Source organism: Anaerolineales bacterium (genome assembly GCA_030583885.1).
Classification (GTDB): Bacteria; Chloroflexota; Anaerolineae; order Anaerolineales; family Villigracilaceae; genus Villigracilis.
On sequence record CP129480.1, the window covers coordinates 4,174,306 to 4,197,099 of the forward strand.

Annotated in this window: 17 protein-coding genes; 10 read left to right on the forward strand and 7 right to left on the reverse strand. The window is 53.1% G+C overall.

The window, feature by feature from the left end; translation table 11 throughout:
• Window positions 1-193 precede the first annotated feature (193 nt).
• Both QY332_20960 and QY332_20965 read left to right on the forward strand, forming a co-directional pair.
• Window positions 194-3,382, forward strand: coding sequence for a serine hydroxymethyltransferase (locus QY332_20960; GenBank protein ID WKZ36083.1), 3,189 nt, complete (start codon window positions 194-196; stop codon window positions 3,380-3,382).
• Between the two features lie 68 nt (window positions 3,383-3,450).
• Window positions 3,451-3,678 (forward strand): hypothetical protein, encoded by a 228-nt coding sequence (locus QY332_20965; GenBank protein ID WKZ36084.1) that lies wholly within the window; start codon window positions 3,451-3,453, stop codon window positions 3,676-3,678.
• A 107-nt stretch (window positions 3,679-3,785) separates the two neighbouring features.
• On the opposite strand, the gene QY332_20970 is transcribed toward QY332_20965, so the two are convergent.
• Window positions 3,786-4,709, reverse strand: coding sequence for a nucleotidyl transferase AbiEii/AbiGii toxin family protein (locus QY332_20970; protein WKZ36085.1), 924 nt, complete (start codon window positions 4,707-4,709; stop codon window positions 3,786-3,788).
• A complete protein-coding gene (locus QY332_20975) occupies window positions 4,706-5,311 on the reverse strand; it encodes a hypothetical protein (GenBank protein ID WKZ36086.1) in 606 nt (201 codons plus the stop codon). The genes QY332_20970 and QY332_20975 overlap by 4 nt, the downstream gene beginning before the upstream one ends.
• A 208-nt stretch (window positions 5,312-5,519) precedes the next feature.
• On the opposite strand from QY332_20975, the gene QY332_20980 reads away from it, so the two are divergent.
• From QY332_20980 to QY332_20995, 4 genes are all read left to right on the forward strand, one after another.
• Window positions 5,520-6,413 carry a hypothetical protein gene (locus QY332_20980; protein ID WKZ36087.1) on the forward strand — a complete coding sequence of 298 codons (894 nt, stop codon included), beginning with the start codon at window positions 5,520-5,522 and terminating at the stop codon, window positions 6,411-6,413.
• 361 nt (window positions 6,414-6,774) lie between these two features.
• Window positions 6,775-7,161 carry a type II toxin-antitoxin system RelE/ParE family toxin gene (locus tag QY332_20985; GenBank protein WKZ36088.1) on the forward strand — a complete coding sequence of 129 codons (387 nt, stop codon included), beginning with the start codon at window positions 6,775-6,777 and terminating at the stop codon, window positions 7,159-7,161.
• A 3-nt stretch (window positions 7,162-7,164) separates the two neighbouring features.
• Complete coding sequence (locus QY332_20990) at window positions 7,165-7,446, forward strand: XRE family transcriptional regulator (protein ID WKZ36089.1); 282 nt, start codon at window positions 7,165-7,167, stop codon at window positions 7,444-7,446.
• Window positions 7,447-7,623: 177 nt separating this feature from the next.
• Entirely contained in the window at window positions 7,624-8,040 is a 417-nt protein-coding gene (locus QY332_20995) for a hypothetical protein (protein ID WKZ36090.1), read from the forward strand.
• 90 nt (window positions 8,041-8,130) lie between these two features.
• Here the strand turns inward: QY332_20995 and QY332_21000 are convergent, their stop codons facing one another.
• Entirely contained in the window at window positions 8,131-12,303 is a 4,173-nt protein-coding gene (locus tag QY332_21000) for a DPP IV N-terminal domain-containing protein (GenBank protein WKZ36091.1), read from the reverse strand.
• 480 nt (window positions 12,304-12,783) lie between these two features.
• Between QY332_21000 and QY332_21005 the strand changes: the two genes are divergently transcribed.
• Window positions 12,784-13,569 (forward strand): ABC transporter substrate-binding protein, encoded by a 786-nt coding sequence (locus QY332_21005; GenBank protein WKZ36092.1) that lies wholly within the window; start codon window positions 12,784-12,786, stop codon window positions 13,567-13,569.
• 132 nt (window positions 13,570-13,701) lie between these two features.
• Here QY332_21005 and QY332_21010 read toward each other — a convergent pair whose 3' ends face one another.
• Complete coding sequence (locus QY332_21010) at window positions 13,702-14,670, reverse strand: fasciclin domain-containing protein (GenBank protein WKZ36093.1); 969 nt, start codon at window positions 14,668-14,670, stop codon at window positions 13,702-13,704.
• A 251-nt stretch (window positions 14,671-14,921) separates the two neighbouring features.
• Between QY332_21010 and QY332_21015 the strand changes: the two genes are divergently transcribed.
• The 3 genes from QY332_21015 (at window position 14,922) to QY332_21025 (ending at window position 17,952) form a co-directional block, all read left to right on the forward strand.
• Window positions 14,922-15,677, forward strand: a complete 756-nt coding sequence (locus QY332_21015) for a hypothetical protein (protein WKZ36094.1) — start codon at window positions 14,922-14,924, stop codon at window positions 15,675-15,677.
• A 115-nt stretch (window positions 15,678-15,792) separates the two neighbouring features.
• A complete protein-coding gene (locus QY332_21020) occupies window positions 15,793-16,608 on the forward strand; it encodes an exonuclease domain-containing protein (protein WKZ36095.1) in 816 nt (271 codons plus the stop codon).
• A 465-nt stretch (window positions 16,609-17,073) separates the two neighbouring features.
• Window positions 17,074-17,952 carry an FRG domain-containing protein gene (locus QY332_21025; protein ID WKZ36096.1) on the forward strand — a complete coding sequence of 293 codons (879 nt, stop codon included), beginning with the start codon at window positions 17,074-17,076 and terminating at the stop codon, window positions 17,950-17,952.
• A 200-nt stretch (window positions 17,953-18,152) separates the two neighbouring features.
• Here the strand turns inward: QY332_21025 and QY332_21030 are convergent, their stop codons facing one another.
• The 3 genes from QY332_21030 to glgP all read right to left on the reverse strand — a co-directional run bounded on the left by QY332_21030 (window position 18,153) and on the right by glgP (window position 22,735).
• Window positions 18,153-19,742, reverse strand: a complete 1,590-nt coding sequence (locus QY332_21030; protein WKZ36097.1) for a DUF4173 domain-containing protein — start codon at window positions 19,740-19,742, stop codon at window positions 18,153-18,155.
• Window positions 19,743-20,128: 386 nt separating this feature from the next.
• Window positions 20,129-20,473, reverse strand: a complete 345-nt coding sequence (locus tag QY332_21035; protein ID WKZ36098.1) for a rhodanese-like domain-containing protein — start codon at window positions 20,471-20,473, stop codon at window positions 20,129-20,131.
• Between the two features lie 129 nt (window positions 20,474-20,602).
• Window positions 20,603-22,735, reverse strand: a complete 2,133-nt coding sequence (glgP, locus tag QY332_21040; protein WKZ36099.1) for an alpha-glucan family phosphorylase — start codon at window positions 22,733-22,735, stop codon at window positions 20,603-20,605.
• Window positions 22,736-22,794 lie beyond the last annotated feature (59 nt).

The following is a 22,794-nucleotide window of genomic DNA, read 5'->3' on the forward strand; positions in this document are numbered from 1 at the left end:
ACACTTTATTTCAAACATGGCGGGCGAAAAAGCGAAGACGGGTGCAGATGCGCCTCTTCCTCAATTCCATCTCATCAGAATTGTCATAAAAATCAGGACGTGGGATGTTTTATTTCTCACTTGACCCCCTTCTTTTGTGGGTCTACAATCAAATGGTCTGACAAATTAAAATAACTCTCAAAAGGAGAACATAATGGCTGATTATTTATTCCGCGGAAACCTCGCCAAACTCGACCCCGACGTTTTCGCTCTGACCCAACTGGAGGCGGAGAGGCAATACCGCAAGCTGATCCTGATTCCAAGCGAATCGACTGCCCCGATGGCTGTGCGTGAGACCTTGATGTCTGCCTTCCAAAATATCTACGCCGAAGGCTACCCCGATGAAGAGACGCGCTGGATGAGCGAGGACGAGATCCTCGATTACCCTGCCAGCCTTGCCAACTATCGCCGCAACGGTGACCCGCGCTACTACAAGGGCGTGGAGTATGCCAACGTGGTCGAAGCGCTCGCCCGCCGACGCGCCGCGCAAGCCTTTGCCGCCAACGGTTTTACTGCCGATCAAATTTACGTCAACGTGCAGGCGCTTTCGGGCGGACCTGCCAATAATGCCGTGTATCAAGCCTTGCTCAGTATCGGTGACACAGTGATGGGACTTGACCTGCTGCACGGCGGACATCTCTCGCACGGCTCACCCGTCAACCGCAGCGGCAAATGGTTCAATGCTGTTCATTACTCGGTGGATGTGAACGAAAAACTTGACTACGATGCCATCCGCAAACTGGCGAACGAAGCCAAACCGAAATTGCTTATCGCGGGCTACTCATCCTATTCATGGGTTCCCGATTGGAAGAAATTCCGTGAGATCGCTGATGAAGTCGGCGCGTACCTGCTCGCGGATATTTCCCACATCGGCGGCATGGTCGCGGCGGGAGTTGTCCCCTCGCCAATTGGACATGCGCATGTGGTTATGTCCACTACGCACAAATCGTTGAATGGACCGCGCGGCGCGGTATTGCTGACCACTGACGGCGCAATCGCCAGGAAACTCGACAAAGCCGTCTTCCCCGGTGAGCAGGGTGGACCGCATGTCAACGTCTTCGCTGGCCTGGCGCTGACCTTCAAACTGGCGCAGACCAAGGAATTCAAAAAATTACAGTCGCAGACCGTCAAGAATGCGCAGGCAATGGCAGATCAGTTCGTCAAACGCGGACTGCGCGTGCCCTTCGGCGGCACGAATTGTCACATGCTGAATGTGGATTGTTCCTCTGTCATCGGAGAAGATGGCACGAAACTCAGCGGTGACCAGGCGGCGCGGATTCTCGATATCGTCGGCATTGTTGTCAATCGCAACACCATCCCTGGGGATAAGAGCGCGGCGGCTCCTTCAGGCATTCGCCTCGGCACACCATGGCTCACCCAGCGCGGATTCAACGAGAAGCAATCGCGCCAACTTGCCGATGTCATCGCGGATGTTTTGCTGGCGTGCGCGCCGCATGCGGTGGATACTGTCCGCAAGGGCAAACAGCGCAGGGCGAAATTGGATTTCGGTGTGTTGAACGATGCCAGGTTGAAGATCCGCAAGCTTTCTGAATCTGTGGGCATTGATTTCAAAGTGGAGAAGAGCGGATACCCGCACTTCTATTACATCGACGATAAAAGCAAGAGCGGCGTCTTTGAACTGAGCGGGCGGCGCATTCGTCAGGTGTTGGATTATGCGGCGGCGTGCGATATGTCCGCGTTGAAGAAGGGCAAATCGGCGGTGACGACGATCACGACACCTCATCCCCTAAAGGGGACAGGAGGCATGATCAAAGTCGTGCTGACCTGCGTAGACCAGAACACCTATCAAATTGAAGTGCCAGCCGCCAAGACAGGCATCGTTGCCACCTGGCTGCGCGATCTCTCCGATGGGTACATGTCATTCAACTTGAATGGCGAAAAAGATTTCAGTACCAAGCGTTTGCCTGGTCCGTTCCTTGTTTCGGATGTGAAGAAGAAAAATGTAAAGCCGAGTGTGTTGGTGGTGCAGAAACCAAACGTCAGCGTGGAGAAACCTTTCCATATCGGAATCAACTCTCCCGCAGGCAATGAAGCGGCGAAGCCTTCCTTTGTATGGAATGAAGTGGAAGGGGAATTGAAGAAAACGGCGCTGAATCAAACGCATCGCGATCTGGGCGGACGCATGGTTCCGTTTGCAGGCTGGGAAATGCCCGTGGTGTATACCTCCATTTTTGAAGAGCATCTTGCCACACGTCAGGCGGCGGGACTGTTCGATGTTTCGCACATGGGCGCGTATGACGTACGCGGCGCGGATGCGGCTTCGTTCCTCGACACGGTTTGCGGCAATGACTGCGGTGGACTGCTGCCCGGTGAAAGTTTGTACACGCATTTCCTCACGCCCGAAGCGGACGTGATCGACGACACGCTGGTGTATCGCCGCGGCTGGAATGATTTCCTCGTGGTGGTGAATGCATCGAACGATGACAAGGACCGCACATGGCTGGAAGCGGTGCGTGACGGTGCAGTGCGCATTGACGGAGCCCGCCCGTGGGCGCGGACCTACGGCTACAACGCCGAGATCCGCAACTTACGGGACCCGAAAGCTGGTTCCGCAATGAGAGTTGATATTGCGCTGCAAGGACCGAAGAGCCGCGACATTTTGTTTGCGATGGGCATGGATGACAAGGCCAAGGCGCGCGTTGCCAAGTTGAAGAGAACCGAGTTATGCGATGCCGTTGCTGGTGGATTTGATCTCATCGTCTCACGCACGGGCTACACAGGCGAGAAGATGGCGTTCGAGTTGTTCGTCCACCCGGAGCGCGCCGTGGACTTTTGGCTGGCGGTGATGAAAGCAGGCGAAGCGTTCGGCGTGAAGCCCATCGGCTTGGGCGCGCGTGACTCTTTGAGAACCGAAGCGGGACTTCCGTTGTACGGTCACGAGATGGGACTTGGTTCCCTGCCCGCAGGACTCGATACATCCACTGCCAGCGCGTTGGACTACTCGTCCCTCAGCGGCGGCAGGGACTTGGGCGTTGCCGAAGGCGGATTTGGTTCGTACGTGAAGACCTACAAGCCGTGGTTCATCGGTCGGGATGCCTTCGTGGCGCGCGAGCAGGAGCGCAAGGGCGTGGTCATCCGCTTCCGCTTCGACGACCAGCGCGTGCGCATGGCACACAATGGCGACCCTGTGGTCAACGCGAACGGCGAACGCATCGGCTTCGTGACTTCCTGCGCGATCGACTCGGAGCGCTTCCTGACGGGTCAAGCCTACGTGGATTTGGCGTACGCGAAACTGGACACACCCATCCTGATCCACCAGGGCGGCGTGATGGATCGTCCCGCCTCGGCGGCGAAGGTGGTCAGCAGGTTCGCGAAGTTGTAATCAGTCAATTCGGGTCACGACCTAGAATTGCAGGTCGTGACCCGAATTCTAGCTAGAAGGAAAATATCATGCAACAACAGCAGGCAGACGAGCAGGCAAAACGGCAGCAGGAACGGCAGAAACTGGAGCACGAACAGGAGGAAAAACGAAAACAGCACCAGCAGGATCAACTGAAGCTCGAACAGGAACAGAAAGAGAAACAAAAAGTGCGCCAACAGGATCAACTGCAGCTCGAACAGGAGCAGGAAGAGAAACGGAAACAGCGCCAGCAGGAAGAGCGGAAGAAGGAAGAATAAAGGCTGTCACCATCCCGCCTCGGCGGCGAAAGTGGTGAGGCGGGATGCGAAGTTGTAGTAATTGGAAATGGGACGGTATAAAGAGAGACCGTCCCATTTATTTATAATTATTTCCACTTTCCCTCATGAGGTTTCCAGTTTCGATGATCTTTTTCACCACTTTGAATTGCCAATATTTTCAGTGGGTATTCCAAGAACTTCCATATCTTCTCAACCATCAAAGCTAAATCCCCAACCTCACTGGACTCCAGGTCGTTTTTTCTTACAAAACTTTTCCAGCCATCTTTATATATAGAAGCGAATTCGGCTGTTAGGGACGTGGGCCTTTTGTATGGAATTCTTGTGTTGCGATTCCTAAATGTGGTGTCTATTGCCTTGTGTAAAGATTGGCTATCAAGCTCAAAATATTCGGAAATTAACCAAACATCATAATAATCCTTCCACCGACTAGGTGATGCTGAAAACCGTTCCATGGCATGAAATTTTTCGGCCACAACTGCCTCAGGTGGATATCCTCTTAATATCGGTGCGCCCATATTACTCAACAGAGTCGGATATCTTATTTCTTTACTCGGGGAGGTTATCTCATCAGAAAAACCAATGTCGATTTGCATGGGAATTTCCGCTCTTCCCAAATATCCTAGAAAACTGGCGTGAATGCCAAAACGGTCAGCATCAACCTGTCTCTCTTCAATCATGATTGTGTTGATGTCAAACTCAACCCCGTCTTCTGGGACTTCTACAGCAATTGCAGCTTTCACTGCCTCAAGCATGGTCTCTTTTCGATTACCGAAAGACCCCAGGAAATCTATGTCTTTTGTTGGCCTACGAAGTGGTATTTCCCAAACCGTAAATATCAAACCGCCTTTGAGAATAAAATTGTTTGCATATTTGGTCCTGAATAGCCGATAAAGAAAACGTTCCATGCCATAATGCTGAAGAATGTCGCCAAAAGGTTTTCGTAACCTTCTTGCTTCATTGGCAAGTCGTGCGTGTATGGAGGCGGGGATATTTTTAGGGTATGTTTTCACAATAGCGTCTCGATATATGGTCGTAGAATCTTTTCAACCCTGTTGATTTTTGCGTATTCGATCAGAAGATTTATATCTGGAGAAGATTGACGCATGTAATCTTTTAGAGCTTCCAGCGCTATGTCTTTACCTATTTGTTGGCGATATTTAAAACAATCAGTAACCGTTTTTTCCTTGCTGTATATTTTTACCATTACTCCATCGATTGTATGCTCTTCTATACCTGCCCCAAAAGTTTTTTCTGAAAGGTAAAAGAATTTTAGTGGGGGATAATCAATTCTGGGTTTCTTTATATATTGTGGCAATGCGACATATACCTTATCAGGAATTTGAGTTGTCAAATTATGAAAAAAAAGTGCAGATATAAGAAAAATAACACCTTTTGGTATTTGGAGTCCTACTTGAACCAGATCAGGGTTTCCCAAGGGCTGCGATTGCGCCAAGCGATACAATCCGCGAGATTCTTGTATCAATTCGCCGTCATGTAGCATCTCGTAGATTATATGTTTTGGTATTCCCAATTTTATTGCTGTAATTGCTCGTAGAATACCATGGTTTTTTTGGAAAATTTTTATATGTTTTTCGAATTTATCTTTTTTCATTGTAAGCACCTATACACTATTTTACAACGAAATTACTGTAGTTTCAACAGAACTACAGTAATTTCGTTGTGCCCAATGCCTTATTACAGAGGTTGTATTGCAGTATATATACTGCAATACAACCTGAGATTGGATATATTGACAAATTCATGTCCTGGTTTTACAGTATATATACTGTAAAACCAGGACATGAAAAGGAATTAGATCAATGCCAATTTCAAAAAACAAGAAACTTGTGCTGGAAAGTCATAAAAAAGAGGTCGAAGCCATTGTAAAAGCATCAGTCAATGGTTACCCACTTGTGAATCGTGAACTGAAAAAAATCCTTCAAAATATTATCAATCTCAAGTTCTATGAAGGTAACATAGGCATTGATGACCTCAAGACGTTCCTGGTTGAAGAAAGCCGACTCCACAAGATAGCATTTCAAACACCCAGAACTGAAACGCTTTATATCTGGGATTCGATTGACAAATACACGCTATTAAGTGCCCTAAGACCAAACGGTTATTATTCACATTTAACTGCGATGCATTTACATGGGCTTATAGATTACGAGCCTGAAAGCATATTCTTCAATAATGAGCAATCCGCTAGGCTGGCTGGCGGAAATTTAGAACAAAGCAGAATAGACAATGCTTTCAAAAAGAAGCAACGTATTACTACGGCTCAGACAAATCATGAAGGGAAAGTCTATTGGCTACTCAGCGGAAAACAATCAGGTAACTATGGCGTAGTTCATATTAAGATGCCAAGTGGCGCTGATGTGGCGGTGACTAATCTTGAGAGAACACTTATAGATATTGCTGTGCGGCCTGCATATGCAGGGGGAGTAAATTCGGTGCTTCGAGCGTATAAAATCGCGCAACCAAATGTATCAATTACCAAACTAAGCAAAACACTTCGTTCGCTGAACTATGTTTACCCTTACCATCAAAGCATAGGATTTTATATTGACAGGGCAGGTACCTATGGTACTAAAGCCATTAAAGAATTTCTTGCTTTTGCGCCAATTCAATACGATTTTTATCTGGATTATGAAATGCAAGGCCCTGCTTACTCCCAAAAGTGGAAATTGTATTATCCGAGAAGTTTGGTTTAAGTAAAAGAGTAATAAATATTCTATGGCGAAGCCCTGCTGGTATATATGGAGTCCTCCCTAATTAAGATAATTTTTGAGCTGGGAAATTTTCTTCACCCTGATTGAAGTCATAATCGGCATAGCGGTTGGACCTCTCCCTGATGAGCGCCGTGATCGCCGGGTCCGTTTGTCCCTCCCCTAAAGGGGAGGGTATGGGCATGGTTTCTTTTCAATGAAATTGTGGTCTGAGCTTTCAAGTCCATGCTTGGTTTCAAGCGGGTATTTGCTCCCTCCCCGCTCGTCGGGGATCGCGAAGCATTCCGTAGCGAAGCGGAGGAAGGGTTGTGGAGGGGTTTTATTTCCAGCCCCACCTCCTTGACAAATGTATCAATTTTGGTACACTCTACGCGTGGATGAAAACAAGGATCGGGAGCCAATCCTAAACGTAAAATTCTATAAAAGCGAATCAGGCAAAGAACCTGTCCGCGAGTGGTTGAAGGAATTGCCCAAGGCAGACCGTCAAGCCATCGGTGAAGATATCAAGACAGCCCAGTATGGCTGGCCCCTTGGGATGCCATTGATACGAAAATTGGGACGCAGACTGTGGGAGGTCCGCTCACATATCAGTTCAGGAATTGCCAGAGTTCTGTTCACTGTGATCGACAAAACGATGATTCTCTTGCATGGTTTTGTCAAGAAATCACAAAAGACACCTCAGGACGACTTGGATACCGCCCATCGCCGTCTGAAGAATATAGAGAAGGATTGAGAAATGAACAAAAAGCATATTGGAAGCGACTTTGACGACTTCCTCAAGGAAGATGGCATTTACGAACAAGTGCAGGCAGTCGCCATCAAGCGTGTGATTGCCTATCAGATCGCCGAAGAAATGAAAAAGAAAAATCTCAGCAAGACCGAAATGGCAAGCCGCATGAAGACCAGCCGCGCCGCATTGGAACGCCTGCTTGACCCTGACAATGTCTCGATCACATTGGTCACGCTCGAACGCGCCGCGTCCGCGTTGGGGAAGAAATTAAAGATTCAGTTGGCGTGACGCTCAAATGAATATCCATCCCCCTATCCGGATCATGGAGAGGAGTGTCTTTTTGCGGGAGTCCACTCCCTCCCCGCTCGTCGGGGATCGTGAAGCATCCCGCAATGCAGGTTTCGGTTTGTGCGCGCCCTGCAAACGGCGTATACTGAAAGTGGCACACACAGAAAGGATGAATCCATGGCGAAGCAGATCGGCATTTGGATTGACCACAAACGGGCGGTGATCCTGACGGTGGGCAAAGATGGCGAAGTGATGCACAAAATCGAATCGGGCCTCGAGCATCTCCGCCTGCGCGGGGTGTCCCGTTCCCGCGCGCCGTACAGCGCCCAATATCAAAAAGGGGACGACCAGCTCGACAAGCAATATGACGGCCATCTCAACAAGTACTATGAAAGCCTGATTGCCCGCCTGCGCGGCGCGGACGAGGTCCTGATCCTCGGTCCCGGCGAGGCGAAGAAGGAATTGAAGAAACGCCTCGAACGTGAGAAGGCCTGTCCGCCGGTTTCGGGCATTTTCCCCGCCGACAAGATGACCGACCGCCAGTTCGCGGCGAAGGTGCGCAGCTATTTTGCGCAGGCGGGAGTCCGCGCCTGAAGGCGCAACAGGCTTCAGCCAAATAGAATCGAAAGGACGGGCGTGACGCCCGTCCTTTCTTATGGTCATATTCCGGTCTCGAACAGCGGCTTAGTAACCGGCGCTCGAAACGTCGTTGGAGGGTCTCCATTGCGACCACTTGTCCGTGGCGGGATCGATGGTCATGTTGCTGGCGCCGCCGCCCTGCCAGAACACCTGGAAGATGTTCGGGTCGTTGTCGCGGGTGGAGGTGAAGGCCAGGTTCGTGCCGCCGCAGTCCCAGGTCGGGCCTGAATCGGCGCCTTCGTAATCCGTCACCCGGTATTCCGTGTCGGTCAGCAGGTCGTAGCTGTAGACATCCAGGTTGCCGTTGCGTTCGGATTGATAGGCGATGCGGTTGCCTTCCGGCGACCAGACGGGGTTGTTCGTGCGCCCGTCAATGGTGATGCGCTTCAGGTTCCCGCCGTTCACGTCGACCACATACAGGTCGGTCGCGCCGTCCTCGTTGGACAGGTAGGCGATCTGTTTGCCGTTGGGCGACCAGCTGGGGAAGGTCTCATCCGCCGCGCTGTCGGTCAACTGGAATTCGTTACCTGTTTCCACGTTGAGGATGAACAGGTCCCATTTGTTGTTGCGGTTGCTCTGGAAGACCAGCCACTCCAGGTCCGGCGAGTAGAACGGGTTGACGTCGTCGGCCGGGTCACTGGTGATCTGGATCTCCTCGCCGCTGTTCTGGTCGACGATGAACAGGTCGCTGGTACCGTTCCTGTCGCTTTGATAGACGATGGTGCGCGCATCCGGACCGTACATCGGGTTGGTGTTGTTCGATTGGGTGTTCGTCAATCGGACAGGTTCAGAACTGCCGGTCAGGTCGGTATAGTACAGTTCCACGTTGCCGTCGCGGTTGCTTTGGAAGACCACGCTCGAGTCGTTCGGGGCGCGGCTCGGGCGGCTGTCGATCGCCTCGTGCTTGGACAGGTTGTACAGCACGAAGCCGGGCTGTCCTTCGATGCCGTCCAGGCGGTAGATCTCGAGGTTGTCATCGCGGAAGGTATGGAAGACCAGGCACTCGATACAGATGCTGGGAGCCGCCGCACCAATGGGCGGAATGGGCTCATCGCAGTAGGCGCTTGCCGCCTGGGCGGTCACGTTCTTGTCGTCGGTAATGGACAGGATCAGGCCCGTGTAGCTTCCGTTGATGTTGATGGTCGTACTCTGGCCCGCGCCGAGTTGGAAGGTGGCGCTCTGCACCACGTTGCCATTATCATCCGTGATGACATAGATATACGCCACGGGCATGCCGCCGCCGTTGTTGGTGATCGTGAACCTTGACGCAACTGTGTCCATGATGCACAACCCGGTTGCCGTCAGTGCGGGCGGGGGCGGGGGCGGCACACAGGCGCTCATATCCGCCTGAGCGTTCAAGGCCGCGTCATCCGGGCTGGAGAGCGAATACGAGCTGGAGGAACCGTTCACCTTGAGGGTGATGCTCTGACCCGCGCTCAACTGGAAGGTGGCGGTATCCACAACAGTGCCGTTGGCATCCTTGATCTCATAGGTATAGGCCGCGGGCATGTCACCGCCGTTGTTGGTGATCACAAAGCTGGCTTCACCTGCATTGGAGGAGGTACATACACCCGTTGCGGCCAGCGCCGGCGGGGGCGGCGGTTGGACACAGGTCGTCATGTCCGCCTGGGTGGTCAGGCTGGCGTCATCCACGCTGGTGAACGTGTAATTACTGGACGAACCGCTGATTAAAATATTCATACTTTGACCCGCCGCCAGTTGGAAGCTGCCGCTGGTAACCACGCTATTGGCATCATCCTTGATCTCATAGGCATATGCGCTCTGCATATCACCGCCGGTATTGGTGATGACAAAGGTTGCCTCGCTCACATTGGCGGTACAGGCGCTGGTCACAGCCAGAACCGGGGGCGGAGGAGGAGGAATGGTACAGGGGGTCATGTCCGCCTGGGCGGTCAGGCTGGCGTCATTCGGGCTGGAGAGCGTAAACGAACTGGACGAACCGCTGACATTGATGGATTTGCTTTGACCGGAAGCCAGCTGGAACGAACCGCTGTCGACCAAGGTGTTGGTATCGTCCCTGATCTCATAGGTATACGCACCCGGCATATCGCCGCCGCTATTCGAAATGACGAAGGTCGCAAGGCCGGTATTTATGCCGGTGCATACGCCGGAGGCCGTCAAGGCCGGCGGATTTGGCGTATTGGTTGGCGTGTTGGTTGGCGTGTTGCTCGGTGTCACCGTCGGGGTATTGGTCGGTGTATTGGTGGGCGTATTGCTCGGTGTCGCCGTGGGCGTGTTGGTCGGCGTATTTGTCGGCGTGTTGGTTGGTGTATTGCTCGGCGTCACCGTCGGCGTATTGGTTGGTGTGTTGCTCGGCGTTGGAGTGCGTGTGGCGGTCGCCGTTGGGGTGCGTGTAAAGGTGGCCGTCGGCACCGAACAGGTCACGTCCGCGCGGATCTGCGGGTTGCCGGGGTGGCCCGGAGGAGGATCCACCTGCATCATGACCTTCTGGCCTGAATACGGTCCAAACTCAAAGGTCTGGCTCTGTCCACCGTTCAACTGCAGCGTGCCGGTTTCCGTCAGGACACCGTCGACATACATATACCAGTTGACTGCGGTCTTCATGTCGCCGCCGCCGGCCTCCCCGGTGTTGGTCACCGTGAAGGTCGCCTTGCCCTGCGCCGAACACACTCCGGTGATATTCAGGCTGGATTTATCCCAGACAATCGTCGGGGTCACCGTCATGGTCGGTGTGAAAGTCGGCGTGGCTGTGCTGGTCGGTGTGAAGGTCGGCGTGCTCGTTGGTCGCGCAAGACAATTGCCGTCCGCCTTCAACGTCACAGAGGACAGGAAGGATGTCGAATAGGTAACTGTCATGGTCGCATAACCGGCGCCATTGATTGACTGGGACTGACCCGGCCCCAAATTGATCGGGCCGCTCTGAGCCGGTACCGACAGGCTGTAGGAACCGTTACTGACAGCACCGGAGATATTGCTGATCACAAACGTGGCGCTTAGGTCAGGGTTGCAGAACACGGACAGATCCAATTGCCCATCCACAGGGAGCGGGGTGAAGGTTGGCGTCAGACTCGCCGTTGGCGTCAACGTGATCGTTGGTGTCAACGTGATCGTTGGCGTTAAGGAAGGTGTCCTTGTTATCGTGGGTGTCCGTGTGACAGTGGGTGTGCGGGAAGGCGTCACCGTTGGTGATGGACCGGGGGTATTTGTGTTCGTGGGAGTCCGCGAAGGAGTAGGCGTGCGGGTGGGAGTGCGTGTATTGGTCGGAGTCCGTGTCGGTGATGGACCGGGAGTATTCGTGTTCGTCGGCGTCCGCGTGGCAGTTGGTGTGCGCGTCTCCGTCTGTGTCGGTGACGGACCCGGGGTAATGGTGTTCGTGGGTGTCCGCGTGGCAGTTGGGGTGCGGGTCAGCGTGGGCGTGCGGGTCACTGTCGGTGTCCGTGAAGGGGTGGGTGTGCGGGTGGGTGTGAGTGACGGTAACGGCAGGCACGTCCCGGTGGCGGAAAGATTCACCTGCTCGAGCGTGGAGGTCGTGTAATTGACTTTGACCGTGGCATTCCCTGCAGTGACGAAGGAGATCTTCTGGCCTGCAGCCAGGTCCAGCGAGAAATTTTGCGTCGGCTGTCCGGGCTCTTCGACCGAATAACTGCCGCCGCTTAAGTCACCGCCGGCATTGGTAATGGTAAACGTGGCGGAAAGATTATTATTACATTGCACACCCAAACCGATATAAGGCTCGTTAACCAACGACAAGGCTGCGGCGGCCTCTGGGGTGGGGGTGCTCGTTTCGGTTGGAGTGGAAGTGACTGTCTCAGTCGGCGTGGGGGTATCGACCACAGGGAGACTGGGATCAACCGTCTCCGTCGGTGTGGGAGTATCCACAATCGGGAGTGCGGGATCCACTGTGGCTGTCGGGGTCTCCGTTGGAACGTCTCCGCCCGCCGCAGGTTCCACAGGGGCTTCCACGGTGGGAGAAGGAGTATATGTGGCGGTTGGGTTTCCACCATCACCGCCCTCTGCAGTCGGCGGATCTTCCGCAGGTGGCGGAGGCGGCGGATCTTCCGCAGGCGGCGGATCTTCTGGAGGAGGCGGATCTTCTGGAGGTGGCGGCTCCTCACCGCCTTCACCGCCGCCGGTTCCGGAAAGGAAATCAGCGGGAGCGCATGCCGCCAGGATGAGCGATAATATGACGGCTACTGATATGAACTTCAAGATGATGGAATACTTTCTCTCTCTCATATGGCCTCTGCTTTACTGTAAGTATTAAATAAACTAAAAAATAAAAACCAATGCCGCTATTTCGGTGAACGGGATAACCCCCTGCTTCGTCAACGGCTCAACCCGCAAGCCGGCATGGAGGATGCATCCTTTTATTATATCGAAAAGAACGGCGATTGTCACCTGCTGTCATCCTGTTTATTATATTAATGGGTTTCACGTTAGCCGTTTTATGTGAAGCAAAGTACAATTGGTCCTTTTATAAATCCATAGTCTTAGTCGCCCGCCCGGACAAAAAAGGGTCGAGGCAGCTTATTGGATTTTAGGGAGGGAGAATTCCCCGCCCGGTTTCCGATCGCCTCTTCTCCGATCAGACCGGCAATGGTATTATTTTGCCTGGATTGATATTAATGAATGGTTCCATTCGGTTCCCTAATTAAATAATATGCGCTAGAATACGGAACAGTTTATCCCATGACGATAAGGAGTCTTACAAAAATTATGAAAACCCAGCCTTCCCCCCGCCGCTTGATCGCCTTTTTACTGGTCGTTATGATCGTACTGACCGGCTGCCAGCCAAAGAGCGACGCCACAGACACGCCGCCATCGGATGTAACAACCGCTGGTACATCCCCCGCCCAGTCAGGGTCGCCCGCCGCCATCAGCGCAAACATCAACCTCGATCCCGCCCTGACACAGGATGCTGATTCATTAATGGTATCCCAATACCTATATGAAGGCCTCCTGCATTTGGACGCAAACGGTAATCCGCAACCTGGAATCGCACAATCGTGGGTGGTTTCCGACGATCAGCTGGACTACATCTTTACGCTGCGTTCGAACGCCGTATTTAGTGACGGCACACCCATCACCCCGGATGTGGTGGTGGATAATTTCTACCGCTGGTTCGACCCAAATAGCCCCCTGCGCGGAAGCGGGGAGTATGCCGCCTGGGGACGCATTTTCCTCGGGTTCAACGGCGAGAGGGATTCTGAAAACCGCGCCAAATCCACCGTCGACGGCATTCAGAAGGTCGACATCAATACGGTATTGATCCATCTCAACCGCCCTGTGCCGGAGATGCTCACCTATCTGGCGGACCCCGCCTTTGCCATTCTTAATACGGATGCCCTGGCATCCGGCAACTATGGCGGGCAGGAAAGCACCATCATCTCCAGTGGACCCTACACGGTTTCCTCCTGGACGGATGCAGGATTAACCCTCAGTCCCAACCCAAACTATTGGGGGGACAAACCCAACAGCGATCTGACCTTCACCTGGCGCTAACACGGCAGGCCGTGCGTATATAAGTCGAAAATACGCAGGAGGGGAATTTCATCCTGCGCTGACATGGAATCGAAAGGACGGGCATGGCGCCCGTCCTTTCTACTTGCACATACTATGGAGAAGAAGATGCTTTTATTGAGGCGGGAGCAGAACCGCGTCAATCACATGGATCACACCGTTGGAGGCTTCGATATCGGTGATGATGACTTCAACGGTGTCGTTCAGGAAGACCTTGCCGTCACGGACGGTGATGGTGATGTCCTTGCCGAGCACGGTGGGCGCGGCGGTCAGACCGACCACATCCGCAGCCATGACCTTACCGGACACCACATGGTAGAGCAGGATGTCGGTCAGGGCTTGCTTGTTCTCGGGCAGCAGCAGGCTGTCAAGCGTGCCTGCGGGCAGGGCGGCAAAGGCGTCATTGGTGGGGGCGAAGACCGTGAAGGGACCTTCTCCGCTCAGGGTTTCGACCAGTTCCGCGGCGGTCAGGGCAGCCACGAGGGTGCTGAAGCGTTCGTCAGCGACGGCGATGTCCACGATGGTCTGTGCTTCCTCATCGGAGGGCAGGATGACCGCGTCGATGACATGGATCACGCCGTTGGAGGCCTCGATGTCGGTAATGATGACCTTGGCTTCGTTGATGTACACATTGCCCATGTCAACCTTGATGGCAACATCTTTGCCGAGCACCGTGGTGGCGCTGGTGAGGGCGGTCACATCCGCAGCCATGACCTTGCCGGAGACGACATGGTAAAGCAGGATGTCGGTCAGGGCTTGCTTGTTCTCGGGCAGGAGCAGGCTTTCGACGGTGCCTTCCGGAAGAGCAGCAAAGGCGTCATCGGTCGGGGCGAAAACAGTGAAGGGACCTTCGCCTTTGAGCGTGTCAACCAACTCAGCGGCACCGAGAGCGGCGGCGAGGGTCGTGAAGCGACCGTCCGCAACTGCGATGTCAACAATATCACCCAGAGGCACCGGGGCTTCTGTGGGAGGCACCGGGGTCGGGGGGACCGCCGTGGGGGCGGGGGTGGCTTGCGGACCGCACGCGGCGAGCGCGAAGGCAGCGATCATAACCACCGATAAAAAGATTGAAGTGCGTTTCATGTTTGTTTCTCCTATTTCCTTGGTCTAATTCCTGTTCATGTTTTGTACAGGTTATTTCGATATTATAAAGGTTTTGCAAAGGTTGTCAATGTTCAGGACTAGGTTCTCATAAAACGCTTAGTTTTTGGCAAATTCAGATCTTTTACCTTCCCATTCACAACATCTCAATATTTTTTGCCAATGGCAATTGACAGTAAGAAGCTGTATGATGGACTTGTCCGTGCGGTACATATTTCAAATTGGAGGATCTCATGTCAAAAGATTCAGTACGTCAACTCGCCAATGCTCTTTCGGTCTTGCTCGCGCTTGCCGTCAACATCCTTGCCAGCACCCTGCCGCTCAACGGACAGAACACGGGCGAGATCTCGGACCGCTTCCTCGTGTACTTCGTCCCTGCGGGCTATGTCTTCGCCATTTGGGGCATCATCTACATTGGCTGGCTCGCCTTCGCCTTCTTTCAGTATTCCCCCGCACAAAAGGAAAGTCCGCGCCTGCGCAAGTTGGGTTATGCCTTTGCCCTGAGCGGCGTCTTCAACGCCGCATGGCTGTTTTGCTGGCATTACAATGCCTTCGGCTTGAGCGTGGTCGTCATGCTCGCCCTGCTGGCGGCACTCATCGTCAGTTACCTGCGTTTGAACGTCGGTCTTACGCCTGTGGGCAATGCCGAAAAATGGAGCGTGGACATCCCCTTCAGCATCTACCTCGGCTGGGTCAGCGTCGCCACCATTGCCAACGTCACTTCCTATCTCTATTCCATCAACTGGGACGGCTTCGGCATCGCGCCGCAGGTCTGGGCGGTCATCATGCTGGCCGTCGCCAGCGTGGTCGGGCTGTTGATGACCCTCACCCGCCGCGACTCGGCGTACACCTCTGTATTCGTCTGGTCGTTCATCGGCATCGCCCTGAAACAAGCCGCCGAGCCGCTGGTCGCAAACAGCGCCTGGGTTGCGGCCGTCGTCGCGCTTGGGCTGGCAGTCTACAGCATCATCCAACGCAGACGGGCATAATTTGGAGTCAGCCAGTTCGCTGGCATATCGGGAGCATACCCCTTCGGGGCACGTAGCTCCCTGACTCCATAATTTTAAAATGGTAAGATTGGCGCACTCAAAAGGTGCGCCGATTATGTTTAACATCTCCAATGCCCGCTTCGCTTTTTTGGATATCGAAACCACGGGACTTTCCCCCTGGTTCGGGGACCGCATCTGCCAGGTCGCCGTCGTGCTGACCGAAGGCAAGCGCATCAAAGGGACCCTGGACCTGCTCATCAACCCCGAGCGGACTCTTTCGCCCTCGGCAGCGCACGTCAATGGACTGGATGAGTCAAAACTGTCAGCGGCGCCGAAGTTCAGGGAGGTCACCGGCCGGCTCGACGCGTCGTTCGAAGATGCGGTGGTCGTCTGCCACAATGCCAGGTTCGACATCCAATTCCTCGATAACGAATACCGCAAACTGCATCGGACCATCGAATTCCCGAATTTGATCGACACATTGTTGATGTCGCGCCAGTTCTATGAACTGCCGTCGTACAGCCTGAAACATCTCGCGCAGGATTTCAGCGTGGCGGCCAACGTGAGCGGTTCGCAGGCCCTCGCGGATGCGTTGACGATGAAGAACCTGTTCTTCGCCATGACCGATTCGCTCAAGTCCATCGACAAGTCACTGGATGATTTCATCGGCATTTACAACTCGCCCGCCTGGCCCCCCGAAGGCGTGTACCTGCCCACCGAATTGAGCGAAGCCATCCACAGCGGAAAGCGCCTGTTCATCAAATATATGGACAAGGACGGCGAGACCTCCGAACGTTGGATCACCCCCAGGGACGTGGTCGGCCTGGCAGATTACATTTACCTGCAAGCCTACTGCCACACCCGCAACGCCGAGCGGACCTTCCGGCTGGATCGGGTTGTTGAGTTTGCAGTGGAAGAGGGGAAGGAGTAATGTCGCTGCGAGGCGTACTTGTTTTTAGCCGAAGCAGTCTCCCCATAACAGGGATTGCTTCGTCGAAAAGAACAAGAGCCCTCCTCGCAATGACATTTTATACACTCACGAAGCCGAGCGGACGTTTCGGCTGGATCGAGTTGTTGAGTTTAAGGTGGAGGATGGGAAGGAATAGTTCCATTTCTAGTGGTTTGTTGTCTAAGTTTTGCAATAAATTCGAAACGCGCCATTGGTTCCTTAGGCATGATATCAAGCCCGGTTTTAACGCCATGAGCGGGTGCATGATTTTCAATTCGTTGTAGTATTTATCCAACAGACCACTAGCGCAAAAGACGCGAAGCAATCTAGGGCATTTTTGTTTTATAATGCCTTAAGCCATGGTGGATAAGGTATCAAAGGGTCTGACTCGCACAATTTCTTTGTTAATTACTTTGCTTAATTAATAAAATAATCGGAGAATAACCAATGCTAGAAATAAGAGAACTTAATCATTGGGATGAATTTGAACGTGCTGTAAGACATACAATAATTGAGGATAGAGACTACGATACGCCTAGATACACTATTTTCAGAGGACAACCTGACGCCAAATGGCACTTAAGAACTACATTGGAAAGAATGGTTGGGGGAAATATGCAAGCCGAAAATTATTTTAGATTAATTGAGAGTATTCAAACACAAATTGAAACCTTCATAAATCAAAGGTGGGAATTGCCAGATTATGAAGATTTCCAAAAAAACCTCACCGACCATCACAAAATAGATGAGCAGACCTTTTTTTACATGACGTACCTGAGACACTTTGGGTTTCCATCTCCATTACTTGACTGGACGAGATCACCTTTTGTAGCTGCATATTTTGCGTTTAGAGATGCATCAAGTTCTGCAGAGAAAGTAGCAGTATACATGTATTCAATAAGCATGTCTGATGCTGGGGTGCGAGTTGATCAGTGTCCCTATGTTTCCCTTATAGACAAATCACCTCGAAACAATAAAAGACACGAACTTCAACAAGGTGTTTATACAATTTGCCTTAAAGAGGAAAACGAAAGGATTTATTTTTCTGATCATGAAGAGGGAGGCGTGAAAGACGAACACCGCATTCCGTTTGTTACAAAATTTATTCTTCCTGCGAGTGAACGTTTGAATGCATTTTGCGCTCTGCAAACTTATAATATAAATCCTTACTCTTTGTTTGGAACGGAAGAAAGCCTGCTGGAAAGTTTGTTCTTTGAAAGATATAGAAACGCATTATTAAATAAAATGGCTATTGAAAATCGTGCTCGTAAATTTCCAGGCCACGATAATATTGATGCCAATGATATAAACAGCCTATGGTGGTAGTTGTATGTAATAAACATATTCCGAATTTAGATCAACGAAAAGCAAACGGTTGTCTATATTGTTTCAAGTCAGTTACTTTTCCTTCAATATCTCCCCCAACGCCCACTTGAACACCTCATACGGCTGTGCGCCGGCGATGACGAAGCAATCTCCTTGTTCGTTGGAGATTGCTTCGCCCACTTCGTGGGCTCGCAACGACATTAATCGAGATAGTAACGCGAGCAGAAATACTCTTCGCCGGAGGGGGCGATGGCCTTGACAGGCCAGTCCCTGTCCACGATCTCGTATGCATCGAGTTCATCCTTGACGGAAGCCAGCGCGTTATCCGCATGGAGGCGGGCGAAGTGGAAGGATTGCCAGGTCCGCCCGCCTTCGTCCCCTCCGCGCTGGTGGCGGATACATGCCAGAGCCGCGCCCACCTTCTCATCGACGGAATCCGGCAGGGTCGGGGAGCGAAGCGAATCGACAAGAGTGGGGACGGCATCATCGGACAGTTCGATGAAATACTGCGAGTCCAGGTCTTCTGCGGCTTGTCCATTGATCTCACGCTGGATGTTCTGCTTCACGATAAAGGTATCCACATTCAGGATGGGAAGCGAGACGGCAAACCCAAAGGAAGCGATCAGCATGGCAAAGGCGAAGGCGCGCTCCTTGCGCAGGATCTCCAAAACGATGGTGGCGATGAGCAGCAGGCCGATCCAGACGAGGAAGACGTGGGTGTAGGTGCGCAGGCGCGAGAAGCCATACGCCGCTTCATACAGGACGAGACGCTGGTACGCCGAAACGAGCATGACCAACAGAAGGGCGACGAGCGCGATACCCAAGCCTGAATATATTTTTCGCTGTAGTTCGGTCTCGCGTTTGGTGACCCCGCTCAGGGTAAGCAGCATCAGCAAAGCGAAGAACGCCACCGTGACCAGTTCGCCAAATCCGCGGCGGGCGTACTCGGCGTAGGTATAGCCTTCGATGGTGATGTTGGCATTCCCGCCGAAGAAGTATTGGAACTGGATGACCACAAAAATGGTAAACAGCAGGACCACGCTTCCCAGCACAATGCTCGATTCAGTGAAACCAAGGAAGGGGGGAACCATGGGTTTTTCCTCGCCGATCAGCCTTTCATCCTTCGACTCGGAAGCGGCATGCAGGACGATCCCTGCGAGCGCATAACCGATGAGGAGGATGTAGATCAGGCGGAAGATGTATTCGGGCAGGTCTTCGAGTTTGAACATCTCGATGAAATCGTCCAGCCGCTGGCCGAAGACCACGTCCGCCGAGGCAAGCAGGGCGGCAAAGATCGCCACGACCGGCAGGGCGATGACGATGCCGCGCACGAGGGGCCAGAGGTTATATTTCGAGGTTTGCACGCCTGTGTCTGCCTGTTTTTTTCGGGCATCGGCCGAAAAGGTGATCGGGCGCGCGATCAGGCTTCCCATCAATGCAAGGAACTTCATAAAATAATCTGAAAGAGCGTATTGAATCCAGCGTCCGCCGAGGTAGGTGACGGCCAAGAGGGTCAACGTCAGCAGGGTGAAGGTATAGGCGAAGAAGGTGGTCATCGGCTCGGCGCGGATGAAGGTCACAGCAGCGAAAAAGCCGAAGAGCGGAAGCAGGATCAGGCTGGCACGCTGCGGGCGCAGCCCATCGCTCAGCAGGAGGTAGAATGCCGCGATCAGGCAGGCCGTCCAAAAGACGACAAAATTGACGCCGGGGGCTTTCTTCCAAAAAAGGAAGTCAAAGAGCCAGCCGAGCGCGATCACAAGGATCCAGAGTTTATTTGGGTTGCTTTTCATATACATCTCCTGAATTTTCCCGCAAAGGGGGAATGGGAATTTTCGAAAGGATAGTCCCGCGGGACTTGCGGAGCCTCTCAAAAGGTATCAGAAAATTTCAGGCTGGGAATATTACAAATTTGTGAGAACTGAATTCGGGCTATTGACATCCGAAATGTTCTGTGACATACTCCCGTCATCGCAGTACTGGGGGCAAACAAATCGAACCGCAATCCTTATGAAAGGAGGAGGTGATGTCTAACATGGATAGTAGCATTAAACCCAGCGCTGTGGCATCCCTCCTCAAGAAGTAAGAAGGAGCCACAGCGCCCCACGAATGCCGTCCGCAAGGGCGGCATTCTGGATTTAAAAATGTAGGGGCACAGCGCTGCTGTGCCCTGCGGCAATTAATACAAACCAACCGAGGAATCAACACTGCGCGCGTATTCGGCGATGCCCCCGCGCACGTTGAGGGTGTTTTTATAGCCCTGCTGTGCCAGCCATGCAGTCACCTGCATACTTCGGTTTCCGTGATGGCAGAGGACATAGACGGGAACATCCTGTGACCTGACCGACTCGGGCAGTGCCTCCGCGCCTTCGCTTGCGAGGCGGCTCACAGGCGTGACCTTCAGCCTGCTGTCTTCGATTTTTGCAAATTCCAACTCGGACAGTTCGCGCACGTCCAACAGGACGAATTTCTCTTGGGATTTGAGTTTTTCGGATAGTTCGGTGACGGTGATTTCGGGGAACATAATGGGCTCCGAGTGATGAATTCTTTCACCGCGAAGGGGCGAAGTTCACAAAGGTTTTTTGATTCTTCTTTGATCCTTCAGGTGGGTTTCTTCGCGGTCTTCGTGGGCTTCGCGGTGAAGAGTCTTGGGCTATTTTTTCGCGGCTGGCGCGTAGAACTTTTCGACGTATTCCTTGACCATGCGGCGGGTGGAGAATTGCGGGATGATCGTCTTCATCGTATCCTTCATGCGGGCGATCCACTCGCGGGACATTTCCTTCGGGTCGCGGTTATAGTACATGGGGATGATCTCATGCTCAAGGGTGTCATACAGGTCCCCGGCGTCGGCGGAATCTTGAATCTCATTTGACTCATAGGGCTCATCACGTCCGATTGACCAGCCGTTATTGCCGTTATATGCCTCACGCCACCAGCCGTCCAGCACGGAGAAGTTCAGCACGCCGTTGATGGCGGCTTTCATGCCCGAAGTGCCGCTGGCCTCCATGGGACGGCGCGGGGTGTTCATCCACACATCCACACCCTGGACGAGATAACGGGCCAGGTTCATGTCGTAATCTTCGAGGAAGACGAGGCGTCCGCCGGTTTCGGCTTTCTTGACCGTGCGATAGACCTGCTGGATCAACTGCTTACCGGGCTCATCGGCGGGATGCGCCTTGCCGGCAAAGATGATCTGCACCGGCATATTGGGGCGGTTGATGATGTCGAGCAGGCGCTCGATATCCGAGAGGATCAGGTTGGCGCGTTTATAGGTGGCGAAGCGGCGCGCAAACCCGATGGTCAACGCATAGGGGTTGATGAGCACGCCGGAGGAGACCACCTGCACAGGATGGAAACCGCCATGTGTCCAGCGGTCGCGCACGCGCTCGCGCAGGTAAAAGGCAAGTTTGCGTTTAAGGTGCAGGCGCACGCCCCACAGTTCAGGGTCGGGGACGGAGTCTAGTTTCTTCATCAACGCATGGTTGTCCAGGCTGTCGTACCAGTCTGCGCCGAGATATGTTTCAAGCAGGATGTTCAAACGGCGCGCCATCCAATTCGCGGTGTGGACCCCGTTGGTGACATGGTTGATCGGTACATCCTTCACATCACGGTCTTCCCAAAGGAACTTCCACATATCGCGCGAGACCTCACCATGCAATTCCGAAACGCCGTTGCTGCCGCCGGATAATTTCAAGGCAAGGATCGGCATGGAATAGGTCTCGCCGTGCGGCTGGTGGTGCAGGGCGACCTCCATGAATTCTTCGCGGGTCAGCCCAAGCTCGGGCCAGTAGTTGGCGAGATATTTGTCCATGAGCCAGAGCGGGAATTCGTCATTGCCCGCAGGGACGGGAGTGTGCGTGGTGAAGACGTTTTGTCCGAGGGTCTTTTTTGCGGCATCCGCAAAGGTAAGTCCCTTTACGACAAATTCACGCGCCCGCTCCAGGGTCAGGAAGGAGGCGTGTCCTTCGTTCATATGCCAGACATCGGGGGAATATCCCAGCGCACGCAGCATGCGCACGCCGCCAATGCCAAGTAAAATCTCCTGCATGATGCGGCGGTCCAGGTCCGACCAATACAGGCGGGCCGTCAGCAGGCGGTCATAGTCATTATTGCCTTCGACATTTGAATCGAGCAAATAGAGCGGGATGCGGCCCACGCGGGTTTCCCAGACCCGCACATGGATGCTGCGGTCTGGAAATTTAATTTCGATCATGACGGGCTTGCCGCCCTTGGTAACCAGCGCAACCGGCAGGTGATCGAAGGTCAAAGGGTTGTTGAGCGCATCCTGCCAGCCGTCCTCGCTGATGCGCTGGGAGAAATATCCCTGCGCATACATGAACCCGACGCCGATCAGCGGCAAACCAAGGTCGGATGATTCTTTAAGATGGTCGCCCGAGAGCACGCCCAGACCGCCCGAATAAATGGGCAGTGTTTCATGCAGCCCGAATTCCATTGAAAAATAGGCGATTGGATTCTTCAATTCAGGATGCGCCTTTTGCGACCATGCTTCCTTTTTGAAATACAGATCAAATCTTTCGAAAAGCGCATCATACAGCGCAAGATAATCTCTGTCCTTTGCGGCCTGGTCCAAACGCGTGCGTTCAATTTCATTCAACAGGCGGATCGGGTTATGCCCCAGCCGTTCCCACAGGTCATAATCGAGCCGTCCGAAGAGGCGCGCGGCTTCGGGCTGCCACGTCCACCACAAATTTGTGGCAAGTTCGCCCAGGCGCGCTATGCGTTTGGGAAGGTCAAATTTTTGAGAAGGTGAAGTGATGAATTCCATAGGGGCGAATGATACCGTAAAATGAAGAATTGGGATTTGGAAATCGGGAATGGGATTAA

Bases quoted from the DNA above. Each gene is read 5' to 3' on its own strand.
- QY332_20990 (WKZ36089.1), top strand. From the start codon at position 7,165: ATGAACAAAAAGCATATTGGAAGCGACTTTGACGACTTCCTCAAGGAA.
- QY332_21000 (WKZ36091.1), bottom strand. From the start codon at position 12,303: ATGAGAGAGAGAAAGTATTCCATCATCTTGAAGTTCATATCAGTAGCC.
- QY332_20965 (WKZ36084.1), top strand. From the start codon at position 3,451: ATGCAACAACAGCAGGCAGACGAGCAGGCAAAACGGCAGCAGGAACGG.
- QY332_21030 (WKZ36097.1), bottom strand. From the start codon at position 19,742: ATGAAAAGCAACCCAAATAAACTCTGGATCCTTGTGATCGCGCTCGGC.
- QY332_20975 (WKZ36086.1), bottom strand. From the start codon at position 5,311: ATGAAAAAAGATAAATTCGAAAAACATATAAAAATTTTCCAAAAAAAC.
- QY332_20960 (WKZ36083.1), top strand. From the start codon at position 194: ATGGCTGATTATTTATTCCGCGGAAACCTCGCCAAACTCGACCCCGAC.
- QY332_21005 (WKZ36092.1), top strand. From the start codon at position 12,784: ATGAAAACCCAGCCTTCCCCCCGCCGCTTGATCGCCTTTTTACTGGTC.
- glgP (WKZ36099.1), bottom strand. From the start codon at position 22,735: ATGGAATTCATCACTTCACCTTCTCAAAAATTTGACCTTCCCAAACGC.
- QY332_20985 (WKZ36088.1), top strand. From the start codon at position 6,775: ATGTATCAATTTTGGTACACTCTACGCGTGGATGAAAACAAGGATCGG.
- QY332_20980 (WKZ36087.1), top strand. From the start codon at position 5,520: ATGCCAATTTCAAAAAACAAGAAACTTGTGCTGGAAAGTCATAAAAAA.
- QY332_21035 (WKZ36098.1), bottom strand. From the start codon at position 20,473: ATGTTCCCCGAAATCACCGTCACCGAACTATCCGAAAAACTCAAATCC.
- QY332_21010 (WKZ36093.1), bottom strand. From the start codon at position 14,670: ATGAAACGCACTTCAATCTTTTTATCGGTGGTTATGATCGCTGCCTTC.
- QY332_20995 (WKZ36090.1), top strand. From the start codon at position 7,624: ATGGCGAAGCAGATCGGCATTTGGATTGACCACAAACGGGCGGTGATC.
- QY332_21020 (WKZ36095.1), top strand. From the start codon at position 15,793: ATGTTTAACATCTCCAATGCCCGCTTCGCTTTTTTGGATATCGAAACC.
- QY332_21025 (WKZ36096.1), top strand. From the start codon at position 17,074: ATGCTAGAAATAAGAGAACTTAATCATTGGGATGAATTTGAACGTGCT.
- QY332_21015 (WKZ36094.1), top strand. From the start codon at position 14,922: ATGTCAAAAGATTCAGTACGTCAACTCGCCAATGCTCTTTCGGTCTTG.